12 protein-coding genes are annotated in these 12,495 nt (G+C 42.9%); 6 read left to right on the top strand and 6 right to left on the bottom strand.

The window, feature by feature from the left end; translation table 11 throughout:
* Positions 1–40: 40 nt before the first annotated feature.
* Positions 41–643, bottom strand: coding sequence for an Rrf2 family transcriptional regulator (locus AB8P72_RS05805; protein WP_193030338.1), 603 nt, complete (start codon positions 641–643; stop codon positions 41–43).
* A 73-nt stretch (positions 644–716) separates the two neighbouring features.
* Positions 717–1,970 carry an NnrS family protein gene (locus AB8P72_RS05800; RefSeq protein WP_369958211.1) on the bottom strand — a complete coding sequence of 418 codons (1,254 nt, stop codon included), beginning with the start codon at positions 1,968–1,970 and terminating at the stop codon, positions 717–719.
* Positions 1,971–2,421: 451 nt separating this feature from the next.
* Between AB8P72_RS05800 and AB8P72_RS05795 the strand changes: the two genes are divergently transcribed.
* A complete protein-coding gene (locus AB8P72_RS05795; protein WP_068405628.1) occupies positions 2,422–2,658 on the top strand; it encodes a hypothetical protein in 237 nt (78 codons plus the stop codon).
* A 101-nt stretch (positions 2,659–2,759) separates the two neighbouring features.
* Here the strand turns inward: AB8P72_RS05795 and AB8P72_RS05790 are convergent, their stop codons facing one another.
* On the bottom strand, positions 2,760–4,250 hold the full coding sequence (locus tag AB8P72_RS05790) for an aldehyde dehydrogenase family protein (RefSeq protein ID WP_193030341.1): 1,491 nt from the start codon (positions 4,248–4,250) through the stop codon (positions 2,760–2,762).
* Positions 4,251–4,694: 444 nt separating this feature from the next.
* Here AB8P72_RS05790 and AB8P72_RS05785 point away from each other — a divergent pair, with 444 nt between their 5' ends.
* The 5 genes from AB8P72_RS05785 (at position 4,695) to AB8P72_RS05765 (ending at position 9,388) form a co-directional block, all read left to right on the top strand.
* The gene (locus AB8P72_RS05785) at positions 4,695–5,297 is read left to right on the top strand and encodes a TetR/AcrR family transcriptional regulator (protein WP_193030343.1); all 603 of its coding nucleotides are present in this window, start codon (positions 4,695–4,697) and stop codon (positions 5,295–5,297) included.
* A 229-nt stretch (positions 5,298–5,526) separates the two neighbouring features.
* Positions 5,527–6,744 (top strand): iron-containing alcohol dehydrogenase, encoded by a 1,218-nt coding sequence (locus AB8P72_RS05780; RefSeq protein ID WP_369958210.1) that lies wholly within the window; start codon positions 5,527–5,529, stop codon positions 6,742–6,744.
* Between the two features lie 143 nt (positions 6,745–6,887).
* A complete protein-coding gene (locus AB8P72_RS05775; protein WP_238060187.1) occupies positions 6,888–7,937 on the top strand; it encodes an NADP-dependent oxidoreductase in 1,050 nt (349 codons plus the stop codon).
* Between the two features lie 109 nt (positions 7,938–8,046).
* Entirely contained in the window at positions 8,047–8,724 is a 678-nt protein-coding gene (locus AB8P72_RS05770; protein ID WP_369958209.1) for a type 1 glutamine amidotransferase domain-containing protein, read from the top strand.
* Positions 8,725–8,752: 28 nt separating this feature from the next.
* Positions 8,753–9,388 (top strand): glutathione S-transferase family protein, encoded by a 636-nt coding sequence (locus AB8P72_RS05765; protein ID WP_201541849.1) that lies wholly within the window; start codon positions 8,753–8,755, stop codon positions 9,386–9,388.
* A 78-nt stretch (positions 9,389–9,466) separates the two neighbouring features.
* Here AB8P72_RS05765 and AB8P72_RS05760 read toward each other — a convergent pair whose 3' ends face one another.
* From AB8P72_RS05760 to AB8P72_RS05750, 3 genes are read right to left on the bottom strand one after another with little or no spacing between them, the layout of a single operon-like run.
* Entirely contained in the window at positions 9,467–10,798 is a 1,332-nt protein-coding gene (locus AB8P72_RS05760; RefSeq protein ID WP_305935334.1) for a D-arabinono-1,4-lactone oxidase, read from the bottom strand.
* On the bottom strand, positions 10,786–11,370 hold the full coding sequence (locus tag AB8P72_RS05755; protein WP_369958208.1) for a hypothetical protein: 585 nt from the start codon (positions 11,368–11,370) through the stop codon (positions 10,786–10,788). The genes AB8P72_RS05760 and AB8P72_RS05755 overlap by 13 nt, the downstream gene beginning before the upstream one ends.
* Entirely contained in the window at positions 11,371–12,009 is a 639-nt protein-coding gene (locus tag AB8P72_RS05750; RefSeq protein ID WP_369958207.1) for an alanine racemase, read from the bottom strand.
* Between the last annotated feature and the right edge of the window lie 486 nt (positions 12,010–12,495).

Here is a 12,495-nt window from a genome sequence, read left to right as displayed (position 1 = left end):
TTTTTGAGTGTCTATATCAGCTTTATTTTTTAGATGAGCGTTATTTTACCAGACTATTTAAGCTATTGAGGTTATTTCTATAAAACAATAGCTCAGCCAATTCTGACTCATTACTGATAATATCCGCCAAGGTATAACGCTCAAGAACGTTGATAAAAGCAGTCAGCGCTTCAAAAAATACCTGCTTTAACTGACAAACAGGGCTGATGATACAGCCTGATTTGACCACCGCACTGGCCTCTTCATCGATAAGCGTCAAAGCCAAATCTTTAGCAACCCCGCTGTCGTCATTAATAACCGGACTATTCACCGTGCTATTAGTATTAACATCGGGTTTGGCAGTTACTAGTAAATCAGTCGAAAAACATTCAACCAAATTAAAATCTGGCTCAATTTGCTTAATCAATACGCCCAAATTGATATCCTTTGGCCGACAAGCCAAGCGAATACCGCCATTTTTACCGCGTACGCTGTCGATATAACCAAGCTGCCCCAGTTTGTGAATAATCTTGGTTAAATGACTTTTAGAGATATTGTAGCTGTTGGCAATGTCACTAATGTTTGCCAATAGATGCGGCTCAGGCTTAATCGCCAAATATATTAATGAGCGCAGCGCATAATCACTATAGTTGGTCAGTCGCATTTTTTGCGCTCCCCTGTTTGAGATGAATATTAACTTGACGTTGTAAAATAACGTTGATCACGTCAAAACCTTATTAACCAAATAAGCCATCTGGCCGTTGGCGTGCCAGCATCGGTAAATAACTGATGCAAAATAGTGCAAAACAAGCAATCCAAGCACCTTGCGCCGTCATAATCCATAATAAGTAATGGCTCATATCGACTAATGGTAAAAATACCCGACTGACAAACGCCAATACCATCATTGCAAACATAAGATTGACGATTTTGGGCGGTTGATGGATACTGCGACCTGTATGTCCGAGCGATACCCGCGCCATCATTGCTACTGTCATCATACCCACGCCAGAGATGGATAATCCATGGACGGCGATACTGTGGCTGTAACCGAGCCATGGCTGTAGTGCATATAACACAAAACTCAGACACATGCCTAAAAACGCGATATATAACGACCATAAGAGTGGTTTTTGCCAAATGCCGCGATGATACCAGCCCGCTAAGCGCACGATATTGACCACCGCGACCCCAAGGGCACTGATGGTCAGCAAGTATTTATTGGGGTAAAATAAATCAACGAGGAAAAAAACAAAGAAAAACAGTAAACTTGCGATATCTTGTGCTTTATTATTACGTACTGTGACTTCTTCTTTTTCGCCTTTAGCGTTTGGAATACTTAAACCACGCTCGATAAAGAACGGCACCACGCGACGACCGATGGTCAACACTAGGCCGATAATCAAGTAAAAACCTAAATAGATACCTAACTTGGTCAAGTTCATATTGGCGCTGATAATGCCCCAATAGCATAGCGCATTACCGAGTGTTAGAAGCGTAAGCTTGGCTAAAATACCCATCTGCTTATATTGCTTCACTTGTAGCACTGCCCGAGAAATCACAAATGCCATCCAGCCGACAAACAATAAATCAAATATCGCCGCGGCATATAGTAAGGCTGCCCCGCTACCAGCAACCGTGATACCGAGGCCGAAAGCTACCCAGCCCAAGCGTGCCAGCAACCAACACATAAAGATACCGAGCAGCTTATAACCATGTGGCATCATCACACCCGTCCAGGTTTTCACTGCGGTCAATAAGAAACCTGCCACGACTGCCAGCGCATAGCCATAAATCATTTCATGGCCATGCCAATACAGCGGATTTAGCGTTTGCGCATCGATATCCGTGTGTCCGGTAAACACAAACGCCCATAGAGTCATTGTGATAATGGCAAACAAAGCCGCGGCACTAAAAAATATCCGAAAGCTCAGGTTGAGAATAGGATGCGGCGAGCTTGGCGGTTTGGTAGGTAAATTGATTGATTGCATAACAGACTTCTTATAGTCAAAGTTAGAAGGCGTGCCTTAAAGATATATTTTAAATGAATGTTATACATAATACAACTGAAACTATATGACTGCTACGATGAATTAACGCACTTATTATATACAGCTTTGATTTATATAAAGCGCTACACTAGATAACTTATATTATATTAATCTATATTCTATCACTTGTATGAAGAAACTGATATTAAAGAGCTGGTATTAAAGAGCTGCTACCAAATAAGTTATTGCAAATAAGTCAATGAAAACAACTGGCATTGGCTGATTTATGGCAGTATGAAATCGAATTTTAAACACTAAAATTTATAAATTAAGCGCTATAAACCAAACGTTAAAGCTGCCCATACCTTGATATTTGCTTTCATTATTACCATCATAAATAGTGACCACGGCTAATTTGACTACATAAATGGTCCACCTTGAGGAGAATGTCATGACAGAAGCACATGCACCAATTGAAAAACGTAAAATTGTTAATCGTTTTTTAACCTTACTGACCGAACAACAACCACAAATGTATTATGCCACGACATCAGAGGTCGCGCGCAGTATCCATACCATGATTAGAGAGCACACCAATCGCTTGACGGTAGAAGAGCAAGCTCTGACCCGCCGTATGTCTATTGAAGAAATCGAAGCGTTATTGGGTTTTCATACTAAGCAACATTAGAATAATCAACTTTTAGAATAACGACATCATTAGTAAGAAAAAAGACCACCATCAAGGCGGTCTTTTCTATGTCGAGCGTTTAATTTATCTACCATGCCTAATTAGAATGGATACTCGCGTGGCTCATGTTGTACGGAAATCCAATGTAAAGTGGTAAATTCTTCTAATATCCATTCACCATTAAAGCGTCCGATACCAGAGTTTTTCTCGCCACCGAACGGCGCATTACTTTCATCATTGACCGAGATATCGTTGATATGGGTCATGCCCGCTTTGATACCGCGCGCAAAACGCAGACCTTTTTCCATATCTTGGGTAAAGACCGCACTCGATAGACCATACATAGAATCATTGGCAATCGACAGCGCATCATCTTCATCCTTGGCACGAATGATACCAACCACAGGGCCAAAAACTTCGTTACAGGATAAGTCCATCTCACGCGTCACTTCACTAAAGATATGCGGCGGCACTACCTGACTTTTAATCTCACCACTTAATAGCATCTTAGCGCCCTCTTCCTGCGCTTTAGCGATTTTTCCTTGCAGCGATTCGACTTGTTTCTTGTTAATAATAGGGCCAACTGCGGTGTCTTCTTTGCTAGGATCACCCACGTTTAGGGTTTTTACATGCGCTAAGAAACGCTCAACGAAATCATCATAAATCTCGTCTTCGACAATGATGCGATTAATCGCAATACAGATTTGTCCTTGATGCAGGAATTTACCGAAAGCCGCTGCTTTTACCGCTTGTTCGATGTCGGCATCTTTTAGCACCACAAATGGGCTATTACCACCAAGCTCAAGCGCCACTTGCTTGATATAATCGCCGCCGTTGGCAAGCTCGCCGATATGTTTGCCAACCGCCGTTGAACCAGTAAATGACACCAAGCTTGGAATATCGTGGGTGACAATCGCATCGCCAATCTCGCTGCCCGCGCCAACGACCACGCTCAGCAGCCCTTTTGGCAGACCCGCTTCTTCAAATATTTTTGCCAATAGCAGACCGCCGGTAATCGGCGTATCACTGGCAGGCTTGAGCACCACGGCATTACCCAAAGCTAACGCAGGCGCAATAGAACGCTGGGTTAAATGTAAAGGGAAGTTCCATGGGCTAATCACGGCAATCACGCCCATCGGCTCACGATAAATAAAATTCTCTTTACCCGGCGTATTAGAAGGGCGAATTTCACCATGCACGCGGTTTGGGAAACTGGCAGCTTCAAGCGTAATCGCACGGGCACTACCGAACTCGACCATGGCTTTGATACGGGTACTGCCCGACTCTTTAATTAACCAATTAACGATTTCTTCTTGACGCTCATCGAAGATATTGACGACTTTATATAATACCGCTGCACGCTGGGCTGGCGTTTGCTTCGCCCACTCTGCCTGTGCTTTGGTTGCTGCCTGAAAAGCTTCATCAAGCTGTTTATCGGTTGCCTGCTGAATCTCTACCAAGGTTTCGCCATTAAAAGGGTTGGTATCGGTATTGACGCTATCGTCTTGACCTTTTTGCCACATACCGGCGATATATTGCAAATGAAAATCGCTATAGGCGCTTTGTTGAGTATTCTTAGTATCGGTTGACATAATTATCCTTATTTATTTTAAGTTTGTTTTTAAGAGCCATTCAATTAAAAGTATTTTCTAGATAGAAACTTATATAAAACTCTAGGTTGTATAAGTTGTGTCGGTTGTATCACTTTATAAACAGTCGGCATAACTATTGTGCAAAAAAACTTGCTACTGAGCGTTAATAAAAGGTTTCATTAATAAAAAGTTTCATTCATAAGTTGCGTTAATAAATAAAAGCCTTCTTACCAAACGTAACTTGCTAGACGACTGGTCTAATGCTAACATAGTAAGCACAAAAACAAGAATAATTTATCATTATGTATTGTTGAGAAAACGTAACGCTTAAAACTAGTATTAAAGAAGCGCTCTCAACCCTAGTTTCTATTTAACTGATTTCCATTTAACTGATTTCCATTCGATTACATAACCAAATAATACCCTAAGGAGAACATCCTCTTCATGTCCGATATTACCACTCCTATTCCATCCGATACTAAGGCGCATCTATTAGCAGTAGGTTATAAGCTCATCGCGCAAAAAGGCTTTACCGCTGTCGGTATCAAACAAATACTCGATACTGCTGGTGTACCTAAAGGCTCGTTTTATCATTATTTTGCCTCAAAAGAAGCCTTTGGCGAAGCCATTATCGAGCATTATTTTGCTAACTATAAAAAGCGCTTAGAGTCGATTGCAGCTGAAGACATTAGCGCGCAACAAAAGATTTATAACTATTTTCAAAACTGGTATGACACCCAGCAAAACGGCTGCGACCATGAAAAATGCTTGGTGGTTAAGCTCAGCGCTGAAGTGGCTGATATCTCAGAAACCATGCGTAAAGCCCTATATGCGGGTTATCAGCAAACTATCAACTGGATTGCTGAGCAAATAAAAGCCGGCTGGGCAGATGGCTCAATCCCTCACCCTGATAATATCGCCGCTGAGAGTATGGCTAAACGTTGGTACTTTGCGTGGTTAGGCGCCAGCTTAATCGCTAAAATCAGTCAAACCGATACACCATTGGCAGAAGTTTGGCTGATGACCACCTCGCAACTTGGTCGCTAAATATTATTCAGGATTTCCATGAGCAACCATTTAGACCGCTAACTGATAAAAAATGATTTTCAGTTATACGATAGTTTTGTAAAATTCTTAATAAAATACTAGACGACCGGTCTAATTGATGTAAAATACGCTCAAACAGCAAAAGTTACTACGATCAATATTTTGCGCTCACAACCTACATACTTATTAAAACTCACCTTACTACTTCTCATTAGCAACTAGGAATTTTATGAATAACTTTCAATACTACAATCCCGTTCGTATCGTCTTTGGCGAAGGTCAAATCAAAAAATTGTCAGAACTGGTGCCAACCGATGCACGCGTATTAATCACTTACGGCGGTGGTTCAGCGCAGCGTACTGGTACCTTAGATGAAGTAAAAAATGCACTCGCTGCTAACGGCAACCGTGAAGTATTTGAGTTTGGCGGTATTGAAGCCAATCCAGAATTTACCACGCTGCTAAAAGCTGCTGACATGGTCAATGAGCATAATATTGATTTCTTATTAGCAGTGGGCGGCGGTTCAGTTATCGATGGTAGTAAGTTTGTCGCCCTTGTGTCTTCATTAACTGAAGAAGGCAGCACAGATGGGACGGTTTCTCGTGAAAAAGCATGGGACGCATTGACCAGTTATTGCAAAAACATCGATTCAGCGATTGATTTAGGCGCAGTATTGACCATTCCAGCGACCGGTTCTGAGATGAACTCTGGCGGCGTGATTAACTATAGCGAACGCCAAGCAAAACTACCCTTTGGTAACCCGCTTACCTTCCCTAAATTCTCAATTTTGGACCCTACCAAAACCTTGACATTACCTGAACGCCAAGTGATGAACGGTGTCGCTGACGCCTTTGTTCACGTCATGGAGCAGTACCTTACCTATCCTATTAATGCCAAAGTGCAAGATGCCTTTTCTGAGAGCTTATTAAAAATTCTTATCGGAGAAGGTAAAGCGGTCAAGGCCGACCCAGAGAATTTAGAAACGCGTAAAAACATCATGTGGACGGCAACCATGGCATTAAATGGCCTGATTGGCACGGGCGTGCCACAAGATTGGACGACGCATATGATTGGTCATGAATTGACCTCACTCCACGCGATTGACCATGCTCGTACGCTCACGATTGTACTGCCGTCAGTCATGCGTGAGCTTAAAGATAGTAAAAAAGACAAATTGCTCCAATATGCGCGTAACGTTTGGAACATTACAGATACAGATTTAGACGACGATACCGTCATCGAAACTGCTATTGTGCATACTGAGAACTTCTTCCGCGAGCTTGGACTGCCAGTGAGCTTAGAAAACGCAGAGTTAGATAATTCGGCGATTGACCCTATCATTAAGCAACTTGAAGCACACAAAATGGTGAAATTGGGTGAACATGGTAAAAATGATTTAGACGTCTCACGCCGCATCTTAGAGCGCGCTTTGACGAGTAAAGCCTAATTATTTAAAGTCTAATCATCGTAACTTTCTATGTCCACAACAATCAGTAGCCAACCACTTTAGTTTGGCTACTGGCTTTAAGAATTTTAAAACGTTAAAAAAGCCAATAACTACAACCAATAATTAAAATAAGGAGCTTTAACATGAGCTTTAATGAACAACAAAACCAAAAACAAAATCGTCAAATCAAGCTTGCTAGCCGCCCTGATGGCGCGCCAACCAAAGACAATTTTGAGCTAACCACCAGCGACATCCCAACGCCTAACGACAAGCAAATGTTACTGCGCACGGTCTATATGTCGCTTGACCCGTATATGCGCGGGCGTATGAGTGCGTCAAAAAGCTATGCTGACCCACTAGAAGTCGGCGATGTGATGCTTGGCGGTACGGTCGCCCAAGTGGTCGAATCTAACATTGATAAATTTGCCGTTGGTGATTTAGTGGTATCAAACTCAGGTTGGCAGGATTATAGCGTCAGTGATGGCGAAGGCGTGGTCAAGCTTGATAAGAATATGTCCAACCCTTCTTATGGTTTGGGCGTTCTCGGTATGCCAGGCTTTACTGGTTATATGGGTTTAACCGATATCGGTAAACCAAAAAAAGGCGAAACCTTGGTTGTCGCAGCAGCAACTGGTCCTGTTGGTGCAACCGTCGGACAAGTCGGTAAGCATTTAGGCTTACGTACCGTTGGTGTGGCAGGTGGTGCGGAAAAATGCGCTTATGCGGTCGAAGAGCTGGGCTTTGATATTTGTATCGACCATAAAGCCGACGACTTTGCCGAGCAGCTGAAAAACGCTTGCCCAGATGGTATCGACATCTATTACGAAAACGTTGGCGGTAAAGTACTCGATGGCGTATTGCCATTACTAAATGCTCATGCACGTATCCCAGTGTGCGGCCTAGTGTCACAATATAATGCGACTGAACTTCCTGATGGCAAAGACCGCCTCGGTATGCTAATGGGTCTTATTCTGAGCCAGCGCCTGACTATCAAAGGTTTTATTATCTTTGAAGAGTACGGCGATCATTTCCCAGAGTTCTTAAAAACCATGGGCGAATGGGTTGAGTCAGGTAAAGTCAAAACCAAAGAGCATATCGTCGATGGCTTAGCACAAGCGCCGCAAGCTTTCTTTGACATGTTAGACGGTAAGAACTTCGGTAAAACCGTGGTTAAAGTTGCCGATGTTCAGTAGTGCTTATTTTAAATAGCGCAACGCTAAGAGCAATAGAATCTCTCAGAAATATTTAACGATGAATACCAACAAGCGTCAATACCAATATCAATAATAAATAAGGACAATTATGAATATTTTAATGGTACTAACCTCACACGATAAATTAGGCGATACTGGCAAAAAGACGGGGTTTTGGCTCGAAGAATTTGCCGCCCCTTACTATGCTTTTTTAGATGCTGGCGTCAATATTACCCTAGCCTCTCCTGCTGGCGGTCAACCACCACTCGATCCGAGTAGCGATACGGAAGATGCGCAAACCAAAGACACCAAACGCTTTAAAGAAGACAAAGAGGCGCAAGAGCGTCTTGCCAATACCAAAAAGCTTGCCGACGTAAAAGCCGAAGACTTCGATTCTGTCTTTTATCCGGGCGGTCATGGTCCATTATGGGATTTGGCAGTCGATAAAAATTCTATCGATTTAATTGAAAGCCTTGTTAAGCAAGACAAGCCGATTGCTTTTGTTTGTCACGCTCCTGCAGCGCTGAAAAACGTCAAAATCGACGGTGAGTATTTGGTCAAAGGTAAAAAAGTTACTGGTTTTACCAATACCGAAGAAGAAGGCGTACAGCTCACTGACGTCGTACCTTTCTTATTGGAAGACGTTTTAAAAGCCAATGGCGGTGACTATCAAAAAGGCGCAGATTGGGAATCTTATGTCGTCGAAGACGGTCTATTGATTACCGGCCAAAACCCAGCCTCATCAGAAGAAGCTGCCAAACGCTTACTGGCTAAACTGAACGCTTAATATAAAATTCCGCAACAAGGCTGACATCATGATTCGCTTACATCATCTTAATCAATCACGCTCACTACGTACGCTATGGCTACTAGAAGAATTGGGGCAACCTTATGAAATCATTAGCCATCAGCGCGATGCCAACACGCATCTAGCACCTGATAGCCTAAAAGCAATTCATCCACTCGGTAAATCTCCGGTTATTGAGATGGATGGCGAGCTTTACGCCGAATCTGGGGCGATAATCGAGCTATTGATTGAGCGTTTTGCGCCAGAGCAATTACGCCCTGCGACCGACAGCACTGATTATGGTCATTACTTGCAGTGGATTCACTTTGCCGAAAGCTCGCTGATGTTGCCGTTATTGCTTGAGCTGTTTACCACTAAAGCAGGTGTTGGCGATAATGCGTTTTTGACCGGTTATATCGCTCAAGAAAAGCACAAACTCCTGAGCTATTTAGATAATGAGGTGAAAGACAAAACATTTATCGTCGGCAACAAACTCAGTGGCGCTGACTTTATGCTGTCGTTTGATTTAATCATGCTCGCTAAGCGCGGCGCGTTAGAAGACTACACCCATATCAAACAGTATGCTTTGCAACTGACGAGCATTGATAGCTACCAACGCGCCATGCGTTTGGAAGCCAACTATGATGACTCTATTAAGCGCTAAGTAAGACATTTCAATGGTTTAATATGAAAAAACAGCTCTTTATGAGCTGTTTTTTTTATGGCTAAGTTGATAAGGGCTTTAAAGGCAAAACTTTTGCTCAAGCCAGCTATTCATAAAGACATTATCAGGGTCATACTCACGGCGTATCTCCAAAAAGCGATTGAGCTTAGGATATAAGCTTTGCAGCTCTATACGGCTCAATTTATTCACTTTGCCCCAATGCGGGCGACCCTGCCATTTTTTCATATACTCGTACAGCCATTTAAACAATGGCTCACAGTCCATACCTTTATAGACGTGGAACGATAATACCGCGCAATCCTCTCCCTGCGTAGGACTGAGCATGCCCGTCTCGCCTTTATGCGTGCGCACCTCAATAGGAAAGTGCGAGCCTTTGTTGTCGTTTAATAAAATATGATTGACCTCTGAGATACATTCATCAAAATCAGATAACTTGATAAAATACTCAGATTCATTAAATTTGACGCCGCGCGGTGTCGGAAACACCTCGTAGCTATAGCCTTCACGCTTGGTATTAGGAATAGAGCTTGCTGATATTTCACTGACCTTTTTGGTCAGCGACGGCTTCATACGAGCCAGCTCGCACAGCACATAAAAAGCACCATTTAAAGTGACTACACTGTCGAAATGATCTTTGATTTTTTGCGTGCCCGTCATCGCTTTGGGTGCTGTCACTGATAGCGTCTTTTGCTGAATTTTATTGGTGCCAGGAAATAAAAACCATTCCATATGCCGATGGCTGTACGCGGTTTCATGAAAACGCGCCAAGCCTTCTTCAAAATCTAAGACTTCGTTGGACTCTTTAAGTCCGTAGATATCGACCACTTTAAGCGTTAATTTGGTAAAGATACCAAGCATACCAAGGCTGGCATGTGAGGCATTACCCAGCTCATCGGTTTTCGGGTCGCCGCGATGATGGGTGTGCAGCTCGCCTTTACCATCGACCCATTCCCAGGTTACCACTTGATTGGCAATTGAGCCTAAAGTAATCCCTGTACCATGAGTTGCGGTACTGGCAGCGCCAGCAATGGTTTGCGCTTGTACATCACCCATGTTTTCTAATGCCAAACCATGCTCTTTGAGCGCTGCGCCAATTTCATATAAGTAAGTACCAGCATGTAAAGTGGCAAGCTTCGCCTCTTTATCGACTGAGATGAGACCGCGCATATTATGTAAACTGACGGCAATTTCTTCAGGTTTCGCGCAGCCACTAAAAGAATGCGCCGCGCCGGTGACTCTAACGCGCTTTTTATTTGCCCGTGCATTTTTCACAATCTCTTGTAGTTCTGCAACCGATGAAGGCGTGAGTTTTTGCTCAGGGGCAGCACGCTCGTACCCTACCCAATTTTGCCAATCATTGCTTCCTTGCCACTGCCTTAATGAAAACATTTGCCCTCTCCTCGGTAAGTTATCATGGTTTGCTGCTTTTCTACTTTGTTTGCTGCCACTGTAGGCCGACCAGATTGTCGATAACAAATGAGTTCATTAAAATGTTCACACAGCTCGCCTGCTTTTCCATGGCGGCACCAAACCATATCGCCAATATTAAGACGCGGCATCTCATCATCATTGCCCGTTTTGCCAATTGCCATCGGCGTTTGTACTTCACCAAAACCTTCATCGTTCAATAGGGATAAATGTTTGGGATAATGAATGACCGGTGCTTTATCGGCACCTGTCGCACCCGAGGCAATAAAGCCGCCACTATGACAGGTAATCACGCCTTTTTCCGGCTGACGCGTCACAGGCAGCACAAAGCCCGCGGCAGGCTGAAACTCATGCATGCTATCCATATAATCAAAATACGCCGGTTTATAATAGGCAGAACCGACCGTTATTTCGCTAACCTCAGGCTGGCTTGAAGTGAAATCCATACTGCCACTGCCGCCCCCATTGACGAGCTTAAGCGTATAACCTTGTTTATCCAGATAGGCAACAATTGAGCGGCGGCGCTTACTCACTTATTTTTGTGAGAGGCTTTTTAGTAAACGAATCGCAGGCGACAACACAGTTTTACCCGGTAAATGCTCGGGCAAACCCGCAATTTGTGCCTCATAGCCCATTGCCGCACTGACCTTAATATTGGGATATTTTTTGATATGTTTTAGTAGTTTTTTTACGTCTTTGATGCTCATTAATGCCGAACGTTTGGTACCGAAATACAGCTTGGGCAGCGGCATCGACATATTGATATCGAGACAAACATCAATAATGACATCGTGCGCTTTGGCAACTTCATTCAGCACATCCACATGCTCTGGGCGATCGACCATCCAAATCATGGTTGCGCCCTGTTTGGTAAAGTCAAAAGTTGCGGCGACACTTTTCGCATCTAAAGTTGGATAAGCGCAGAGAATATTACCAAAGCCATTTTCTAACAGATACACTGATTCGTCGGCCGCATAAGATATCAGGCCGATAAAGTTAGGAGATTTGTCTTTAATGTAGTGCAGAACGTCGATAGAGCGAATAGATTTGGTCGCCAAGCGTAGTTGAACAGACTTAGTTTTTTGGTTGACCAGTTTTATATTATGATCGAGCGCGTCCATATCAAGCCACGCACTCGGAGCTTTCGGCGGAATAATGTGGGCAAAATCCATTTTACTTTCCTTGTAACGGCCATTGAATACGACCTTGTATTTCTTATAATACTGTTATTATGCCTCTAAAAAAGAGGATATGTCAGCATCATAGTTTGTACCCAGAGCCTAGCCCAGTCAAGCGCCATATTTATAAAAAATCGACATTTGTTACTTGTAAAATTAAGTTTAGCTAAGAAGACCTTCGAGCAAAAACTCTAAATAAAAGTGGAATTATTTATATCTTTAAGCATAAAAATAACTATGACGCTCTCACCTTTTTAAACTAAAAAAGTACAAACACTAAATAGTCTCAAATTGAAATCATGATAAAATAATGCAAACGGTCCTTTGACTGTTTTTTATTTTTTATTTTTTATAGCTACTATTTATAGCTACTAAATGAAGCACTTATGGCTCAATTTGATAATAGCTCGTCCAATTATTGCTCGTCTAGGAATCCTACGATGTCACTTTATCTTTCTACTTTTAGCAGGTGGCGATAGA

Source organism: Psychrobacter sp. CLB018 (assembly GCF_041222815.1).
In the GTDB taxonomy this organism is placed as follows: domain Bacteria; phylum Pseudomonadota; class Gammaproteobacteria; order Pseudomonadales; family Moraxellaceae; genus Psychrobacter; species Psychrobacter faecalis.
The sequence above is the reverse complement of the archived record's forward strand: the minus strand, read 5'-3'. Positions and strand labels throughout refer to the sequence as shown.